Annotated in this window: 17 protein-coding genes; 13 read left to right on the top strand and 4 right to left on the bottom strand. The window is 65.5% G+C overall.

What is annotated here, in order from left to right:
• Position 1: 1 nt before the first annotated feature.
• The 3 genes from ligK to BRPE64_RS29605 are packed head-to-tail and all read left to right on the top strand — an operon-like array spanning position 2 to position 1,763.
• Positions 2-685, top strand: coding sequence for a 4-carboxy-4-hydroxy-2-oxoadipate aldolase/oxaloacetate decarboxylase (gene ligK / locus BRPE64_RS29615; protein WP_016348688.1), 684 nt, complete (start codon positions 2-4; stop codon positions 683-685).
• The gene (locus BRPE64_RS29610; RefSeq protein ID WP_016348687.1) at positions 685-1,380 is read left to right on the top strand and encodes a substrate-binding domain-containing protein; all 696 of its coding nucleotides are present in this window, start codon (positions 685-687) and stop codon (positions 1,378-1,380) included. The genes ligK and BRPE64_RS29610 overlap by 1 nt, the downstream gene beginning before the upstream one ends.
• On the top strand, positions 1,377-1,763 hold the full coding sequence (locus tag BRPE64_RS29605) for a hypothetical protein (protein ID WP_016348686.1): 387 nt from the start codon (positions 1,377-1,379) through the stop codon (positions 1,761-1,763). The genes BRPE64_RS29610 and BRPE64_RS29605 overlap by 4 nt, the downstream gene beginning before the upstream one ends.
• Positions 1,764-1,788: 25 nt before the next feature.
• Here BRPE64_RS29605 and BRPE64_RS29600 read toward each other — a convergent pair whose 3' ends face one another.
• Positions 1,789-2,889, bottom strand: a complete 1,101-nt coding sequence (locus BRPE64_RS29600; RefSeq protein WP_044043568.1) for an NADH:flavin oxidoreductase/NADH oxidase — start codon at positions 2,887-2,889, stop codon at positions 1,789-1,791.
• A 113-nt stretch (positions 2,890-3,002) separates the two neighbouring features.
• Between BRPE64_RS29600 and BRPE64_RS29595 the strand changes: the two genes are divergently transcribed.
• Complete coding sequence (locus BRPE64_RS29595; protein ID WP_044043566.1) at positions 3,003-3,929, top strand: LysR family transcriptional regulator; 927 nt, start codon at positions 3,003-3,005, stop codon at positions 3,927-3,929.
• Between the two features lie 63 nt (positions 3,930-3,992).
• Here the strand turns inward: BRPE64_RS29595 and BRPE64_RS29590 are convergent, their stop codons facing one another.
• Positions 3,993-5,549, bottom strand: coding sequence for a methyl-accepting chemotaxis protein (locus BRPE64_RS29590; RefSeq protein ID WP_044043564.1), 1,557 nt, complete (start codon positions 5,547-5,549; stop codon positions 3,993-3,995).
• Between the two features lie 187 nt (positions 5,550-5,736).
• Positions 5,737-6,711, bottom strand: a complete 975-nt coding sequence (locus BRPE64_RS29585; protein WP_044043879.1) for a glycosyltransferase family 2 protein — start codon at positions 6,709-6,711, stop codon at positions 5,737-5,739.
• Positions 6,712-6,984: 273 nt separating this feature from the next.
• Between BRPE64_RS29585 and BRPE64_RS29580 the strand changes: the two genes are divergently transcribed.
• The 8 genes from BRPE64_RS29580 (at position 6,985) to BRPE64_RS29545 (ending at position 15,490) form a co-directional block, all read left to right on the top strand.
• The gene (locus BRPE64_RS29580) at positions 6,985-8,205 is read left to right on the top strand and encodes a hypothetical protein (RefSeq protein WP_016348681.1); all 1,221 of its coding nucleotides are present in this window, start codon (positions 6,985-6,987) and stop codon (positions 8,203-8,205) included.
• A 63-nt stretch (positions 8,206-8,268) separates the two neighbouring features.
• Positions 8,269-8,907: a Vgb family protein gene (locus BRPE64_RS29575; protein ID WP_016348680.1), complete on the top strand. Its 639-nt coding sequence runs from the start codon at positions 8,269-8,271 to the stop codon at positions 8,905-8,907.
• A gap of 89 nt (positions 8,908-8,996) precedes the next feature.
• Positions 8,997-11,291 carry a putative bifunctional diguanylate cyclase/phosphodiesterase gene (locus tag BRPE64_RS29570; protein ID WP_016348679.1) on the top strand — a complete coding sequence of 765 codons (2,295 nt, stop codon included), beginning with the start codon at positions 8,997-8,999 and terminating at the stop codon, positions 11,289-11,291.
• 74 nt (positions 11,292-11,365) lie between these two features.
• Complete coding sequence (locus BRPE64_RS29565) at positions 11,366-12,127, top strand: bestrophin-like domain (RefSeq protein WP_016348678.1); 762 nt, start codon at positions 11,366-11,368, stop codon at positions 12,125-12,127.
• A 10-nt stretch (positions 12,128-12,137) separates the two neighbouring features.
• Positions 12,138-12,758 (top strand): hypothetical protein, encoded by a 621-nt coding sequence (locus BRPE64_RS29560; protein ID WP_016348677.1) that lies wholly within the window; start codon positions 12,138-12,140, stop codon positions 12,756-12,758.
• A gap of 101 nt (positions 12,759-12,859) precedes the next feature.
• Positions 12,860-13,723, top strand: a complete 864-nt coding sequence (locus tag BRPE64_RS29555; protein ID WP_144063562.1) for a hypothetical protein — start codon at positions 12,860-12,862, stop codon at positions 13,721-13,723.
• Positions 13,720-14,172 (top strand): hypothetical protein, encoded by a 453-nt coding sequence (locus BRPE64_RS29550; RefSeq protein WP_016348675.1) that lies wholly within the window; start codon positions 13,720-13,722, stop codon positions 14,170-14,172. Before BRPE64_RS29555 ends, BRPE64_RS29550 begins: the two co-directional genes overlap by 4 nt.
• 91 nt (positions 14,173-14,263) lie before the next feature.
• Positions 14,264-15,490, top strand: coding sequence for an MFS transporter (locus BRPE64_RS29545; RefSeq protein WP_016348674.1), 1,227 nt, complete (start codon positions 14,264-14,266; stop codon positions 15,488-15,490).
• On the opposite strand, the gene BRPE64_RS29540 is transcribed toward BRPE64_RS29545, so the two are convergent.
• Positions 15,479-16,471 (bottom strand): LysR family transcriptional regulator, encoded by a 993-nt coding sequence (locus BRPE64_RS29540; protein WP_016348673.1) that lies wholly within the window; start codon positions 16,469-16,471, stop codon positions 15,479-15,481. The two genes, BRPE64_RS29545 and BRPE64_RS29540, sit on opposite strands and share 12 nt — an antisense overlap.
• Positions 16,472-16,604: 133 nt before the next feature.
• Between BRPE64_RS29540 and BRPE64_RS29535 the strand changes: the two genes are divergently transcribed.
• Positions 16,605-17,936, top strand: a complete 1,332-nt coding sequence (locus tag BRPE64_RS29535; protein WP_016348672.1) for an MFS transporter — start codon at positions 16,605-16,607, stop codon at positions 17,934-17,936.
• Positions 17,937-17,970 lie beyond the last annotated feature (34 nt).

Raw genomic sequence — 17,970 nt, 5'->3', positions numbered from 1 at the left:
CATGTATGAACTGGGAGTGGTTTATCGCAACATCCGACGTGCCGATGCCAACGTCGCCGAGAAGCTCGGCGCGCTCGGCTCGGCAACCGTGCACGAAGCAATGGGACGCGTCGGCTTGATGAAGACGTACATGCGGCCCATCTACACCGGTGCGCAGGCAAGCGGCACGGCGGTGACCGTGCTGCTGCAACCGGGCGACAACTGGATGCTGCATGTCGCGGCGGAACAGATCCGGCCGGGCGATATCGTCGTGGCCGCATGTACCACCGACAACACCGACGGCTTCTTCGGCGACCTGCTCGCGACGAGCTTCAAGGCGCGCGGTGCGAAGGCGTTGATCATCGATGGCGGTGTGCGCGATGTGCGCGTGCTGACCGAGATGAGTTTTCCGGTCTGGAGCAAGGCGATTTCCGCAAAGGGCACGGTGAAGGCAACGCTCGGCTCCGTGAATATTCCCGTGGTGTGCGCGGGCGCGCTCGCGACGCCGGGCGATGTGATCGTCGCGGATGACGATGGCGTGGTCGTCGTGCCGTCGGCCATGGCGGCGCAAGTGCTCGACAAGGCCACCGCGCGCGAGGCGCTGGAAGAAGAGAAGCGCGCGAAGCTCGCGAGTGGCGTGCTCGGCCTCGACATGTACAACATGCGCGAGCCGCTCGAGCGCGCGGGCTTGCGCTATATCGACTGATGAGCGACATCATCGTTACCTGCATTTCATCGATGGCGACGCGTCAGGTGCTCGCCGATCTTGCATCATCCTTCGAAGCGCGTTCGGGACAGCGCGTGACGATCGAATCGGTGGGCGGCGTCGCGGCGGCGAAGCGTGTGCAAGAAGGCGAAGCGTTCGATATCGTCGTGCTGTCATCGAACGCGATCGATGCGCTCGCGGCTTCGAAGCGCATCGATGCATCGAGCCGCGTGAGCATCGCGCGTTCGGGCGTGGCGATGGCGGTCGCGGCAGGCGCGGCGCATCCACGTATCGACGACGAAGCGGCCGTGCGTGACGCAGTGCGCGCGGCGCGCAGCATCGGCTATTCGACAGGACCGAGCGGCGTGCATCTCGCGCATCTGTTCGAACGATGGGGAATCGCGCATGAGATCGCGCCGCGCATCGTGCAGGCGCCGCCGGGTGTCGCGGTGGGCACGCTCATCGCGCGCGGTGAAGTCGAACTCGGCTTTCAGCAGTTGAGCGAGATGATCGGCGTCGCGGGCATCGACGTGCTCGGCATGTTGCCGCATGAAATCCAGACGCTCACGATATTCGAAGGCGCGGTTTGCGCGAATGCGCGTGTGCCGGAAGCGGCGCGCGCATTTCTCGATTACGCCATGTCGCGCGATGCCGATACGACGAAAGTGCTGCACGGCATGGAGCCGGTGCGATGAACACGCAGTTGAGCGAACGCTGCCGCGCGTCGCTCTTTCGCGTGCGCATGACGACGCCGGCTGTCGTTGCGTTCGTGCTCGCCGACAGCCGGGATAGCGCGTCTCGCAAGGTACGCACGGCAATGGCGATGCTGTATGACGTGCCGCTTCAAGAGTCGCGCGTGGAAGACGTGCGTTCGTTTGCCACGCTGATGCGTGCGGGCGTGAGCGAAGACCGCGACTTGCGCGTCTTCGAAGATGAAGTGCAGGACGGCACGGTGAGCGCATGGATCACCGCGCCGCTCTTTCTTACCAACGATACGTCGCTGCTCGGCAAATGGGCCGAACTCTACGCCGACCTCGCGACGCAGGCGGCGAACGCGGCGATTCGGCGCGCAAAATAGCTGCGCGCCTCGCCGTGCGACAACCTCATTCCGCGACCGCGTAACGCTCCAGCCAATGCGCATAGGGCGCGGGCAACGCCCACGACGGCCGCTCGACCTTCAACTGCTTCGCCGCGTGATACGGCCAATGCGGATTCGACAGATGCGCGCGGCCGACCATCACGAGATCGAGTTGCCCCGCTTCGACAGCGTGTTCCGCGTTGGGCGGCGAATCGAAACCCCACGCCGATGCAACCGGAATCTCCGCTTCACGGCGCACACGCTGCGAGATCGGCCCGAGAAACGCCGGACCCCACGGAATGCGCGCGGCGGGCGTCGAGAAGCCCACGCTCACGCTCATCAGATCGAGACCCTTGCGGCGCAGTGTCTTCGTCAGTTCGATCGACTCCTTGAGCGTGAGTTCGTCGCGCCCGTCGTATTCGATCACGCCGAAGCGCGCCGTCAGCGGCAGGTTATTCGGCCACGCATCGCGCACGGCATCGAAGGTCTCGACGATAAAGCGGCTGCGGCCCGCAAGATCGCCGCCGTATTGATCGTCGCGCTGATTCGCATCGACGGAAAAGAAGCTTTGCGCAAGATAGCCATGCGCAAAGTGCAGTTCGAGCCATTCGAAACCGGCCTCGCGCGCACGCCGCGCTGCCGCCGCGAAGTCCGCCTTCACGCGTTCGATTTCCGCGAGCGTCATGGCCTTGGGCACCTTCGGCAAGCCCGCACCGAAAGCGACGGCCGAAGGCGCGAGCGTGTCCCAGCCGCGGGAGTCGTCCGGTGCGATATGGTCGTCGCCTTCCCACGGACGGTTCGCGCTCGCCTTGCGGCCCGCGTGCGCAATCTGGATGCCGGGCACCGCGCCCGCCGCCTTGATCGCCGCCGCGACGCGCGCCATGCCTTCGATCTGCGCATCGTCCCAGAGGCCGGTGCAGCCCGGCGTGATGCGTCCTTCCGGCGACACGGCCGTCGCCTCGACGATCACGAGGCCCGCGCCGCCGCGCGCGAGGCTCGCGTAATGGCTGATGTGCCAGTCGTTGATGAAGCCGTCGATGGCGCTGTACTGGCACATCGGCGGAATCGCGATGCGGTTGCGCAGGGTGACGTCCTTCAGTTTGAACGGAGTGAAAAGTGCTGACATGAAGTGTTCTCTGGAGCGAATGGCCGAAGCCGGTTGAATCAAGGCTTCGAGATTACCCTCCGGACGCTATAATGAAAACCATCTACCGGTTATCGATTCGATAAAATTTTGTGATGCTCAATCCGCAATGGCTGCGCACTTTTCTCGCGCTCGTCGAACTCGGCAACTTCACGCGCGCCGCCGCGCGGCTCGATCTGACGCAGGCCGCTGTGAGCCAGCATCTGCGGCATCTCGAAGACGAACTCGGCCTGCTTGTGATCCGCCGTCCGCGCGGCATCGAACTGACGCCGGCGGGTCACGCGCTGATCGACTATTGCGAGGAGATGGAGCGGGCGGACAAGCGTCTCGCGTCGCGTCTGTCCGACAGCGAGGACGAACCCGGCGAGATCGGTCTCATCACGCCGGGCAGCATCGGGCTCGTGCTGTTTCCGTTATTGCTGGATTTGCAGCAGCAGCGCCCTGAATGGAAGATGCGGCATCGCTTCGCGCCGGATTCCGAAGTGCTCGAATCGGTGCTGCAGAGCCGCTACGATCTCGGCATCGTCGCGCTCAGGCCCGACGATCCGCGTCTTGCCGCGAGCAAGTTCATCGAGGAGCCGCTCGAACTCGTCGTGCCGGCGAACGCCGACGTGCATGATTGGAGCGATCTCGAACGGCTCGGCTTTATCGATTATCCCGAAGCGCACGTGACGGCGAGCCGTCTATTGAGCCGGCGCTTTCCGGGCAATCCGGGCGTAGCGAGCCTGCGGCGGCAAGGCTTCAGCAACCAGATCAGCCTGATTCCGGAATTCGTCGCGCGCGGTCTCGGCTTCACCGTGATACCGCGTTATGCGCGCATCGCGTTCGGCAAGCCGGAGGCGGTCGGTGTCGTCGAATGCGGCGCGCCTGTGGTCGATACGTTGTGGCTCATTCATCGAGCGGAATGGCCGCTGCCCGCGCGCTGCGTGCGGACCGTCGAGTATTTGCGCGAGCGTGTGGGCGTGCCCGCGATGAAGGCGGATACGAAGCGAAAGCGCCCGGTTGTGAAGACACGTCGCTGAAAACACACGCGGCCCGCGTCCCGAAGGAACGCGAGCCGCGCCGGTTCAAAAGAGCGAAGCGCTTCAGGCCGTTGCGCGCATGCTTTCGTCGTGCAGACGGAAGATTTCCACCGCCGTGCGCAACGCGCCCGCCTGATCCTCCAGCGATTGCGCCGCCGCCGCCGCTTCTTCCACGAGCGCCGCGTTCTGCTGCGTCACTTCATCCATCTGCGTGACGGCGCGCGCGACTTGCTCGATGCCGCTGCTCTGTTCCTCGGAAGCCGCCGCGATCTCGCCCATGATGTCGGTCACGCGCTGCACGGCCGTGCTGATTTCGGTCATCGTGCGGCCCGCTTCATCGACGAGTGCCGTACCCGACTGCACGCGCTCCACCGAGTTGTCGATCAGTTCTTTGATCTCCTTCGCCGCCGCCGACGAACGTTGCGCGAGACTGCGGACTTCGCCCGCGACGACCGCGAAGCCGCGGCCTTCCTCACCCGCACGCGCCGCTTCGACCGCCGCGTTCAACGCGAGAATGTTGGTCTGGAACGCGATGCCTTCGATGATCGTGATGATGTCCGCGATCTTCGCCGAGCTTTGATTGATGTCGCCCATCGTGGAGACGACTTGCGATACGACATGGCTCCCCTTGCCCGCGATCTCCGAAGCGTTCGCGGCAAGCACGCTGGCCTGACGCGCGTTGTCGGCATTCTGCTTGACCGTGCCGGTAAGCTCATCCATGCTCGACGCCGTTTCCTGCAACGCCGACGCCTGCTCTTCCGTGCGCGAGGACAGGTCCACGTTGCCCGCGGCAATCTGCTTGGTGGCGGATGCAATCGACTCACTGCCGCCGCGTACCGTGCGCACCGTGTCGATGAGGCTCGCCTGCATCGTCGAGAGACCGCGCAGCAACTGGCCCATTTCGTCGTTCGATGCGATGCTCACGGTGCGGCGCAGGTCGCCCGCCGCGATGGCTTCGAACTGTGCAAGCGCGGCATCGAGCGGACGCGTAATGCGACGGCGCAGCGAGAACCACGTGTAGAACGCCGCGGCCACGCCGATCAGCATCGCGGCGATCGAGGCTGCGCGGAACATCGCGAAGCTTTCCTGCCCTTCGTCGTAACCGGCCTTCGCCTGTTCGAACTGCAGCTTGCGCAACTCGATGCCGCTCTTCGCGAACTCGTTGAACGCAGCCTGCATGGCGCTGGCATCGGCGAGAATCTTTTCCTGATCCTTCGCGCGAATGTCGGCGTAACCCGCGTCGATCAGTTTTTGCAGCGCGAGACGCTGCTCGTTGAACTTGTCCGCGAGCGGTTTCTCGCCCGGAGCTTGCGGCAGGCTGGCGTATTTGGTCCAGGCATCGTCGGAGGTTTTGCGCATCAGCGCGCCGCGTCCGATCGCGTCCTCGGCTGCAGGCGTGCCCGCGTTGAGTGCGGCGCGGTCGAAGCTCAGGCGTTCGCGCGCCATGAACATTTCGGCATTGCCGACCGACACGGCGCTCGGCATTTCATTCGTGAAGAGGTCATACGTCGTTGCGTTGGACCGGCTCATGCCGATCAGTCCGACCATGCCGATCGCGATCAGAAGCGCGCTCAGCAAGGTCATGGCCAAGGCCAGACGGCCTTTGATTGTCGAAAACATAGCTCTCTCAAGGTGGCTGCATCGCGGGTGCGCGAGCGCGAATGCGGGCGACGATGCTCGCCTGCCGCGCGGCCGATGTTGTCCATCAAGCCGCCTGTATAACGACAGCGTGGCGAACGCCTTTAGCAACCTTTTAAGTAGCAATGGAAATGTAAGACAACGTTTGCCGGACGAGGCCCGCGCTTTCTCAGGGAAAGCGCGGCGCGCGCGGGCGTTGCCGCACGCAGACGGCGAGCAATGCCCGCGCGATCAGCGCAAGGTGATAGTAGAGACGGAGATTGAGCCCATACGCATACGCATCGGGATGATCGAGCGCGACGCGCAGCGCGGCGAGCGGCGCATCGTGCTTCGCATGCAGCGACACGACGATCGGCGCGAGCCTGCGCAAAGCCTTGCCGCGCGCCGTTTCGAGCGATGCATCGAGCGTCAGTCTCAGCACGAACGAATAGGCGGTAAACGCGGCGGCGAACGGCGACACGCGCGTGCTCTGCGATATCGACACCGGCGTCTTGCGGTAATACGACACGTACTCGTGAAGGTAATAGACCTGCGACGCCGCAAGACACAGCTCGACGCCGAAGACGAAGTCGCAGCATGCGCCGGCGTCTTCGCGATAGCCGACGCAGCGCACGAGCGTGGCGAGCGCCATCCAGCCGTTATTGGGGAACATCTGCACGAGCCCGGTTCTGCCCGGCAACATCTGCATGCCCTGCGCGCGCCGCGTGCGATGAAACGCTGCGTTGAGCGCCGCGCTGCGCTGCGCATCGACATGACCGGACGCATCCACTTCATGCTGATCGCCGAACGCGACTTCGAGATGCGGATAGATTTGCCACAGCGCGGCGAGACGCGCGACGCCTTCGGGCGCGAGGTAATCGTCGTCGTGAATCAGCATGACGAGCGTGCCCGCCGCGCGTTCGAACAGGCTCGCGACATTGCGCGCCTGACCGAGCGGCGGATCGTGACGCACGTAGCGGATGCGCGCGTCGTGGGCATAGCGCGTGGCGATCAGTTGCTGCGTCACGTCATCGCGCGAGTCGTCGCCGACGAGGATTTCGATGTGCGGATACGTCTGCGCGAGACACGAATCGAGGCATTCGACGATCAGTTCGGGCCGATTGCACGTCGGCAGGCATATGGAGACCGTCAATGCGCTCGTCATGTCTTCCTCTCCCTTCTCCGGTGTCATGGCGTCTTTATTCAACGAACGCTTCACATTACGAAATGCCGCGCGATTTCAGCAAGGTAGAAGAAAGACGAAGAAAAATAATCGGAAAAAAATGAGTAAAAAATACGGCGTTTGAAAAAACCTCTGCTTTCTTCGGGCAAAAGTTCGGTTGCGGGGGTGATGTTGCGCGCTAGCGGACCGTAAGTGCGGTGTTAGATTAGTCGCGGACATCCAGCGCAGAGGAGAGACGAGCGTGGCGCGATTCGCATGGATTCGCTGATAACAGCGGCGGCGCGCGCGCTCGCGGCGGGTGATCCGCTCGGCGCGCTGAACCGCATCGCGCTACGTGACGATGCGAACGCGCTCGCGTTGCGCGGCATCGCGATGGCGCAACTCGGCGATTTCACGCGCGCGCGTGCGCTCGTCAAGAGCGCGGCGCGCGCGTTCGGCGCGAAGGAAGCGCTTGCTCGTTCGCGTTGCATCGTCGCGGAGGCGGAGATCGCGCTCGCTTCGCGCGATCTCGCGTGGCCGGCCCGCTCGCTCGAACATGCACGCGCGATCCTCGACGCGCACGGCGACCGCGTCAACGCCGCGCATGCGCGCTATCTCGAAGTGCGTCGCGCGCTGCTGATCGGCAAACTCGACGATGCCGCGCGCCTGCTCGCGACCTTGCATCCCGAGGCGCTTCCGGCATCGTCGCGCACGGCGCACGAACTGATGGCGGCGGGCATCGCCATGCGGCGTCTGCAGACGCAAACGGCGCGCGAGGCGCTCGTGCGGGCGCGGGCGGCGTCGCGGCAAGCGGGCATTCCGGCGCTCGCCGCCGAAGTCGAGAGCGCGTGGCGCATGCTGGAAACGCCCGCGGCGCGCGTCGTCACGCAGGGCGATGCGCGGCTTCTGCGGCTTGACGAAGTGGAGGCGCTGTTCGCGTCGAATGTTTTCATCGTCGATGCGTGCCGCCTTTGCGTGCGCGACGCGGGTGAATCGATATCCCTCGCCACGCGGCCGGTGCTCTTCACGCTCGCGCGCATGCTGGCGCAGGCGTGGCCCGGCGACGTGCCGCGCGATGCGCTCATCGCGCGCGCATTCCGCATGCGGGACGCCGACGAGACGCATCGGGCGCGTCTGCGCGTCGAGATGGGCCGGCTGCGCACGCTCTTGCGTCCGCACGCGCATATCGACGCAACATCGCGCGGCTTCGTTCTGAAGCCGATGCATGCGCGCGAGGTCGCGGTGCTGGCGCTGCCGGTGGAGGACGAATATGCGCCGCTGCTCGCGTGTCTCGCCGACGGCGAATCGTGGTCGAGCTCCGCGCTCGCGCTGGCGCTCGGCGCGAGCCAGCGCACGGTGCAGCGTGCGCTCGATGCGCTCAGCGCGAGCGGCAAGGCGCAATCGTTCGGGCGGGGCCGCGCGCGCCGCTGGACCACGCCGCCGATGCCCGGATTCACGACGACCTTGTTACTCCCCGTCGAACTGGCGGGTGATTAGCATGAAGTCACGATCAACGAGAGGCAAGCGCAACCGAGCGCAATCAAACCGGAGGACATCGACATGAAACGCGCGAAAGCGGAAATCATCCGCGAATATGGGCCTTTTGCGGACATCGAAGGCGTGCACGGCGTCACCTTCGACGGCGAGCGCGTGTGGTTCGCCGCCGGCAACACGCTCAACGCCTTCGATCCCGAAAGCGGCGAGAAGACGCGCTCGCTCGACGTCGCGGCGCACGCGGGCACCGCCTTCGACGGCGAGCATCTTTACCAGATCGCCGAAGACCGCATCCAGAAGATCGATCCGAAAACAGGCCGCGTGCTCGCGACGATTCCCGCGCCGGGCGGCGGCCGCGATTCGGGGCTCGCGTGGGCCGAGGGCACGCTGTGGGTCGGCGAATATCAGGCGCGCAAGATTCATCAGGTCGATCCGCAGAACGGCGCGATTCTGCGCACCATCGAATCGAACCGTTTCGTCACGGGCGTGACCTGGGTCGACGGCGAACTGTGGCACGCAACCTGGGAAGGCGACGAGAGCGAACTGCGGCGTATCGATCCGCAATCGGGCGAAGTCGTCGAGCGTCTGGACATGCCGGAAGGCGCGGGCGTGTCGGGCCTCGAAGCGGATGGCCGCAACCGCTTTTATTGCGGCGGCGGGCGGACCGGCAAGGTGCGCGCCGTGCGCCGGCCGAAGCGCGGCTGACACGTTCGCGCCCGGTTTTCCTTTCTAAAGACTTCCCCTCCCTCGCCGATAAACAACGATGAGTTATCAGCGAAACAAGGGTTAGCGCGGTGAGGAAAGGAGCGAACGATTTTCTCGGGATCATCGGTGAGAATGTCGCCAGGAACCTGCCATACGTCGAGTACGCCCGCCGTTTCGACGGGCTCGGCCTCGCGCCCATCGCCGTGCTGGTCGCGGCGTGCGGAACGTTCTTCGTGCCGCTGCCGTGGAACGTGGTGTTCGCCGCCGTCGTGCTCATCGTTACGTTCTGCGTGCACCGGATGCAGGACGCGCACCGCAAGACTTTCGTCGCGCGTCAGGTCGCGTACGGGTTGCTCGCCATCGCCGAGGACTGCCTCAAGCTGCTGAGTCTCGACGGCCGCATCATGTGCATATCCGAAGTCGGCCGGCGGCTCATCGAAGCCGAATGCGCCGACGATCTCGTCGGCATCGACTGGCTCGCGCTGTGGGACGGCCCCGACGCGCGGCAGGCCTTCGAACGCGCGAGGGCGGGGCAATCGACGTCGTTTTCCGGCGCCTGCCGCACGATGACCGGCAACCTCAAATGGTGGACGTCGACCTTCGCGCCTGTCTACGGCGAGCACGGCAAGATCACCGCGGTGCTGTGCAAGTCGCGCGACATCACGGCGGAGCGCAATCTCATCGACGAATTGCGCGGCAACGCGCGCGTGCAGAAGGACATGGAAGATCACGTCGATGCCGTGTTCTGGACCGCCTCGCACGATTTTCAGGAACTGCTGCACGTGAGTTCCGCTTTCGAGCGCATGTGGGAAATGCCGATGTCCGTGCTGGACGCCGATCAGACCGCATGGTCGCAACGCGTGCACCCCGACGACCTGCCCGCATTGCGCGACGAAATGCGCACCGCCGTGAAAACCGGCGCCGCGACGCAAAGCTATTTCCGCCTGTGTCTGCCGCACGAGCGCACGCGCTGGGTGCGCGCCGACATCTATCCGGTGACCGAGGACGGCGCGGTGTCGCGCGTGGTGAGCGTGTGCGTCGATGCCACCGACGAGCGCCAGCGTCTGCAGGAACTGCATCGCCTCGCCAACACGGACAGCCTGACGGGCCTGGCCAACCGCAACGCGATGATGGATGCGCTCGTCGCACGTTGCGAAGCCGGCGCGCCTTTCGCGTATCTGTTCGTCGATATCGACCGCTTCAAGTCGATCAACGACACGGCCGGCCACATTGCGGGCGATGCCGTGTTGCGCGCGATCGCGCGGCGCATTCAGGACGCGTTGCCCGAAGGCGCGGTGGCGGCGCGTCCCGGCGGCGACGAGTTCACCGTGATCCTGCCCGGCGCGTTCGATCAGGAGAGCATCGCGCGCGCGTGCCGCATGTTCGCGCTTGCGTGTCATCGTCCGATCAAGGTCGATTGCAAGAGCCTGACCATGACGTGTTCGATCGGCGTTGCGCTGCATCCGGACCACGGACGCACGCCCGAAGCCCTCTTCATCAGCGCCGACATGGCCATGTACGCCGCCAAGCGCGCCGGCCGCAACACCTTCCGCGTGTTCGGCGAGCGCGAGAAAGACGACCTGGCGCGCGCGCATCTCGAGTCCGAACTGCACGGCGCGATCCGCGAGAACCAGTTCGTGCTGCATTACCAGCCGCAGTATCGCGTCGATTCGGGCGCGCTCGTCGGCGCCGAGGCGCTGCTGCGCTGGAATCATCCGACGCTCGGCCTGCTCGCACCCGGCGCGTTCGTGCCGGTGCTGGAGGAGAGCGCGCTGATCGTCGAGGCGGGGCATTGGGTCATCCGCGAAGCCGTGCAGGCGGCGGGACGGCTGGCGGGCGCGATGCCGTCCGTGTGCTCGGTCGCGCTCAACGTATCGCCGAAACAGTTTCGCGATCCGCGGCTCGTGTCGGTGCTGAGGCACGCGCTCAAGCGCGCCTGCATCGAGTCGGACCGCATCACGCTCGAGATCACCGAATCGGCGCTTATCGAGAACGTGGACGCCGCGCAGGAAGTGCTCTCGAACGTCCGCGCGATGGGCGTGCGTATCGCTATCGACGACTTCGGCACCGGCTATTCGAGCCTGAGCTATCTCGCGCGCTTCAGGCCCGACGTGCTGAAGCTCGACAAGTCGTTCGTCGACAACATCGCGACCGATGTCATGGTGCGCACCGTGGTCGAAGGCGTGATCGATCTGGCGCACAAGCTCGGTGTGATCGTGGTCGCGGAAGGCGTCGAGACGCAGGAGCAACTCGACACGCTGCGCGACGTGCATTGCGACAAGATGCAGGGCTTCCTGCTGAGCCGGCCGGTGCCGCTCGCAAGCCTCATGGAAACCGCCGGTGTAAAGGAGCCGGAATCCGTGCGCCGGGTCGTGCTGTCCTGAATTGCGCCGGTGCGCGCCGGCGGCGTTATCATCGCCGCATTCGGCAAGGCGAACCGGTTCGGACGAGGGACGGCATGACTCATCTGATTTTCGCGCTGGGCGTGTTCCTGCTCGTGTTCGCGAGCGCGCTGGCCGGCATCTGGATCAGCCGCTATCTGCCGGAACATCACCTGAGCGACGAATCGGCGGCGGCGATCAAGCTGTCGATCGGCCTCGTCGCCACCATCGCGGCGCTCGTGCTCGGGCTGCTGATCTCGTCCGCCAAGGCCTCGTTCGATACCGTCAACAACGACCTCGTTCACAACGCGGCGAACATGATTCGCCTCGACAGCGCGCTCGCCCAGTACGGCCCGGAAACGCACGGCCTGCGCGCCACGCTCAAAAGCAATTACAGCGACTGGATCGATCTGCTCGCATCGCGCGACGGGACTCGCGAAGCGCGTCTGGACAGCCCCGAAATCATCGGGCGCATGGAGGAATTCCAGCACAGCATCGCGGCGCTCGCGCCCGCCACCGATGCGCAGCACGCGTTGCGGGCCCGCGCGCTGTTGATCGCCGACGATGTGTTCGCCGCGCGCTCGCTCGCCCTGCTGCAACGCGGCGGCTCGGTGCCGAAGACGGTGATGTTCGTGCTGGTGTTCTGGCTCGCGATCATCTTCGGCACGTTCGGCGTGCTCGCGCCGCACAACGGCACGATCGTCGTCGCGTTCCTGACGTGCGCGCTGTGCGCATCGGGCGCGGTGTTTCTGATACTCGAAATGGATACGCCGCTCGACGGCGTGGTGCGCGTGTCGATCGGCGCGATGCGCGAGGCGCTCGCACGGCTGGGCGGTTAGGAGAGAGGCGATGAAAATAGCATGCGTGTTGCTGCTCGCGGCGTTCGCCGTGCTCGCGTTCGGTCAGACGCCGTCGCCCTGTCCGGAGACCGGCAAGCCCGTGTTCGTGCGCGACTTCACGGCGGTGAAGGAAGGCGCGACGTCGCGTTTTCCCGGCTCGCGGCTGCGCGCCGCACGCAACACGATGCGCGTGGATGAAAACGCATCGGCGTTGGCGGAAGGCATCGTGAAGGCGCTGAATGCGCGCGGCGTCGCGGCGTGCCACGCGGCGGCGCAAACCGCGCTGCCGGCATCGGGCTGGCTTGTGAGCGGCGAGTTCGACGAAACGTTGCCGTCGGGACTCGGCGCCGGACTTCCGTCGATGGGCTCGTCGGACAAGCAGGCGCCCAACACGCACGTCACGGTCCAGCTTGCGGATCTGGCGGCAAGCCCCGGCGCGCCGGTCACGCAGATCGATACGAACGATCAGCTCAAAGGCCAGAAGTCGGCGGCAGCGCCGAAGCCCTACGGCGCGGCGGCGCGCTTCGTGATTAACCAGGTGGAGGCGTCGTCGTCGCTCGATGATCTCGCGGGCAAGATCGCCGAGCGCATCGCGTCGGAAAAGGCGCGGATCGAGGGCGGCGGGCAATAGCGCCGCGAAGCTTGCGACTTCATTTCGTTCTGCCATGTCCGCGGCTTTCTCTCCTATGCTAATCAATGCGCGTGCGCGCGCTTGCCGCCGAGGAGAACGCCATGACAAGGAAGACGATGTTCCGCGCGTGGGTTCTGGCGTGGCTCGTCGTTGCGGCTGTCGCATGGCTCGGCGGATGCAGGAAGACGGCCGAGTCGGGATCGACGTCGTCGAGTTCGACCGCGCCCGCGCCGCCGCCCGCACCGTCGCCTCAGCCCGCGTCGCCGCCTCCGCCCGTTCAGATATCCGACGCCGCCGCCACGGCCACCGCCGGTGCTGCTGCCGACGAACCCGGCCAGCTCGATCAGCAGGTTCGGATCAACAGCTTTCCTTCGCCGGTGCCGCCGCCGTCCGCCGAGACTTCGCCGCTTACGCTTATGTTCGTCAAGGCGAAGGCGGGCCACACGACGACGTTCGGCGATGTCGAAGACGCGCTGCGCGATCTGATCGATGCCGCCGGCTACGACTGGCGTCAGTTCTACGCTTTCCCCGGCGGCTTTGCGATGGTCACGCGCGTCGAGCAGACCCGTCCCGACTGGACGCCGATGCCGCCGCCGAATCGCTGGGCGGTCAACGTCGGCGAGATCAAGAACTGGTCGATCGCGGAAGTGGTGCGGCGCTTCGCATCGGCGCCGAGCGGCTTTTATCAGGTGCTCGTGTTCATCGTCACGGATCAGCCGGTGGTCACGTCGGGCAAGCAGGCGACTTACAGCGATCTCACGAGCAAGCTGCCGCCGGGCGCGGATCGCCTGCCGAGCGCGATTTCCACGCGCAACACCGCCGACGGCACGCGCTGCACCGTGCTCATCTACGAATTCCGCAAAGCCGACGGACAGGATGCGGCGGTCGTCGTGCCGGGCAGCATATCGGCGCGCGATCATCTGCAGCGCAGCGCGCTCTGGGCGGGACTGGCGGGTGCGCCATGACCTGGAGACGCTGTCAGAACTGGCTCGCGGTGATCTGGGTGTTGTTCTTCGTGATCCAGGTCGGTCTGCTCGTGATGCGCTCGATCGTGGGAGCCTCGGGCAGCGACGAAAGCCGCAAACTCACGGCCGAGATGTGGAGCTGGTATGTCCCGATGGTGATGCCCACGCTCACGCTCATCGCGGGCGCGCTCTTCGCCGCGCCCGCTGCACCCGCTGCACCCGCCGTGGATGCGCGCGAGGTGTCGGCGGTGCGTGCGGGCATTCTCTTCGTGCTGTCGATTGCCTATTTGCTTTCGATCTTCGCGCTTCTCGTGGTGCCGCCCAGCCTGGGCACGACGCCGCAGGATCATCTGCAATTGCTGCACGATTCGAATTACTGGCTGGGCGCGTTTCAGTTTTTTATCGCCGCGGCGCTCGGGACGTTCTTTCCGAAGCAGTCGGCGGAATAGAGCGCGAATCACAGCGCAAGAACTGGAGTGCTGACGCGCGCCGCCAGCGTGACGATGGGACCTCGCATCCCAACGTCACGGAGCATCGCCGATGCCTTTTCCCGCTTCTTTCCGGCGTCTCGTCTGGTCGAACCTGCTCGCGCAATCCGCCGAGCAGATCGGTCTCGCAGCCGCGCCGCTCGTCGCCGTGTTCGCGCTCGGCGCGACGCCTGCTGAAACCGGCCTGTTGCAAAGCGCGCAGACGCTGCCGTTCCTGTTGCTGTCGATACCGCTTGGCGTGGTCGCGGACCGGCGCTCGCGCCGCACGCTGATGGCCTTCGCCGAATGCGCGCGGGCGTTCGCCATGTTCTGCGTGCTGCTGCTCGTGCTGTCGCATTCATTGACGCTACCCTTGCTCGCGCTGCTCGGCTTTCTCGGCGCAACGGGCACCGTGGCCTACAACGTGGGCGCGCCCGCGCTGGTGTCGGCGCTTGTCGAGCGCGCGGGACTGGCGGCGGCGAACGGACGCATCGAGCTTGCGCGCAGCGTCGCCTATTCGGCAGGGCCGGCGCTGGGCGGCTTGCTGGTCGGATGGATCGGCGCGGCATCGGCGTATGGCTTCGCGGCGACCTCGTCCGCCATCGCGGCGATGCTGCTCGCGGGCGTGCGCGAACCGGCGCGCACGCCTGCCGTCGCGCGCCACTTTCTGACGGAATTGCGCGAAGGCGCGCGCTTCGTTGCACGCGATGCGCTGCTGCGCCCGATGCTCGCGACCGCCGTGTTCTTCAACCTCGGCTTCTTCATCTTGCAGGCGGTGTACGTGCCGTATGCCGTGCAGCGGCTGCATCTGAGCGCGTCGGCGGTGGGCGTGACGCTTGGCGCTTACGGCGTCGGGATGGTGTGCGGCGCGCTCGCGGCGCCGCTGGTCGCGCGGCGCATTGCGTTCGGCCGCATGCTGCTCGTCGGGCCGTTTTGCGGGTTGGCCGCATCGCTTGCGATGGTCGCGACGCTCGTCGCGCCTTCGTTCTGGCTCGCGTCCGCGAGCTTCTTTCTGCTCGGCGCGGGCCCGATTCTATGGACGGTCGGCTCGACGACGCTGCGCCAGGCCATCACGCCCGCCACGATGATGGGCCGCGTGTCCGCGCTCAACAGCACCGCGACTTACGGCGCGCGTCCGCTGGGCGCGCTCGCGGGCGCGGCGATCAGCGCGCACTTCGGCATGGGGCCGTGTCTTGTCGCGGCGACGCTCGGCTTCGTCGTGCAGGCGGCGATCATCGCGGTGTCGCCGGCCGCGCGCCTGGCCGATGTGCCTGATGACGCAGCGCCGCTATCCGCGTGAGCGCCGGGGCTGCTTCGGCGCTTTCGTTGTTTTCGTCGCTTTTGTCGCTTTCGCCACTCTCGCCGCAACGGGTCGCGCGAACATCGGCATCCGGCTCAGAATCCAGTCGAGCAATTCCTGCGGTCCCGCCGCGAGCGGCCGTCCCGTCTTCACGAGCAATCTGGCCTGCGCGCTTTCGAATAACGGATGCGCGATCGGCACCGTCGTCAGTTCGCCGCTCGCCAGTTCACGATACGCGGCGAATTCGCCGATCAGTGTCGTGAAATTTTCTGCGCTGACGAAGCGCTTTAGCGCGCCGAGCGAATTCGTCGTGAGTGTGGGACGGATCGCGAGGCCGTCGGTGGTTTCCAGCATCTTCACGACATGGCCGATGCCGAACGACGGCGGCATCAGCGCGAGCGGATAGTCGAGCAGATCGCGGATATGCGCCACGCCGCCGCGCGCCGCCAGCGGATGATCGCGCCGCGCGAGTAGCACGACCGGCTGCGGCGAACTTGCGCGCGTTTCGATGCGCTCGTGCGGCGGCGGATTGTAGGCCAGGCCGATATGCGCGCGGCTTTGCGCGACTTCCTCCAGCAGATCGTCGACGGCGAGCATCTGCACATCGATTTCCAGACGCGGATAGCGTGCGCAGAACGGCGCGAGCACATCGTCGACGAGCGTATCGACATAACCCTCGCTCACGGCGAGGCGAATCTGGCCTTGTTGCAGACCTTTGAGCGCGTGAAGCTGATCTTCGAGTTTCTCCTGTTGCGCCCGATAGCCGCGCCAGAACTCGAGCAAATGGAACGCCGCTTCGGTCGGCCGCACGCCGCGCGCCTCGCGCTCGAAGAGCGTGGTGTCCAACTCGTCCTCAAGCAGTTTGATCTGCCGCGCAATCACCGACGGCGACGTATTCAGATGATCCGCCGCGCCGCGGATCGTGCCGTGCGACAGCACCTCGTGAAAGTAGCGCAGACGTTGCTGATTGATCTCGCGCATGGGCTGCGTCCTCATAAACGAAGTGTTGCTCACAGAGCAACGATACGTGAACTTAGTTGCTCTTGCTAGCACATTCGCCCACGCTCAACATGGCCTTACCCGAAAACGGGGGAGACAACCATAGGAGGCGCAGATGCCGACGATTCAGACGGGACGAGGCGGCGATGCCGTTTCGGCGCTTTACAGCAGAATCAACTGGCGGCTCTTGCCGCTATTGGTCGCGTGCTACATGTTTGCGTATCTGGACCGCGTGAACGTGGGCTTTGCGAAACTCCAGATGCAAAGCGATCTCGGCTTTTCCGATGCGGCGTACGGCGTTGGCGCGGGCATCTTTTTCATCGGCTATGTGCTGTTCGAGATTCCAAGCAATCTGATGCTGCCGAAAATCGGCGCGCGTCTCACGTTCAGCCGCATTCTCGTGCTTTGGGGCATCACGTCGGCGTGCATGCTTTTCGTGCGCAACGTGCCCGCGTTCTATGCGATGCGCTTCCTGCTCGGCGTGTTCGAAGCGGGCTTCGCGCCGGGCATGATCTATTACCTGTCGTGCTGGTACGGGCCGAAACGCATGGCGCGCGCCATCGCGCTGGTGTTCGTCGCGGGGCCGCTCGGCGGGGTCGTCGGCGGGCCGCTGTCGGCGTGGCTGATTGCCTCGCTCGGCGGCGTCGGCGGACTGAGCGGCTGGCAATGGATGTTCCTCGTCGAAGGGCTGCCGTGCATCGCGCTGGGTGCGCTCGTGTGGCGCGTGCTCGCCAACCGTCCCGCCGATGCGCGTTGGCTCAGTCCGGACGAACGGCGTCTCGTCGAAGCGGAAGTGGGCGGCAGCGGCGGCGCGGCGCATCGCATTGAATCGTTCCGCGAAGTCGCGAGGAATCTGCGCATCTACGTGCTGGCGCTCGCGTACTTCTGCATCATCTTCCCGATCTACGCGATCAGCTTCTGGCTGCCCACGCTGATCAAGGATCAAGGCCTGAGCGGCTCCACGCACGACACGATCCGCCTCGGCTGGTATGTCGCGATTCCGTATGTCGCCGCCGCCATCGCCATGTACTGCGCGGGCCGCCGCTCCGACCGAGTCGGGGAGCGCCGCTATCACAGCGCGCTGCCGGCGCTCGCGGGCGCGGCGCTGCTCGTCATGACGCCGTATGCGTCGGGCAATCTCGCCGCCACGCTCACGCTCCTCACGCTCGCCACCGCCTGCATGTGGATGGCCTACACGGTCTTCTGGGCGATTCCTTCCGAGACGATCTCGGGACCAGCCGCGGCGGGTGGCATCGCGCTCATCAACACGATCGGTCTGTCGGGCGGGTTCTGGGGACCGGCGGCGATCGGCTGGATCAAGTCATCGACCGGCAGCACGAACGGCGGACTGCTGTTGATGGCGTGCATGGCCGCCATCTCCTGCGTGCTGATTCTCACGAACAAGCGCTCCGTGGCCGCAGCCAAGGCCGACGCGCACGCCGCATGAACGACATCAATCGACGATTCGAAAGGACACACAT

Origin of the sequence: Caballeronia insecticola, from assembly GCF_000402035.1 — a bacterium.
Lineage (GTDB): Bacteria > Pseudomonadota > Gammaproteobacteria > Burkholderiales > Burkholderiaceae > Caballeronia > Caballeronia insecticola.
The sequence above is the reverse complement of the archived record's forward strand: the minus strand, read 5'-3'. Positions and strand labels throughout refer to the sequence as shown.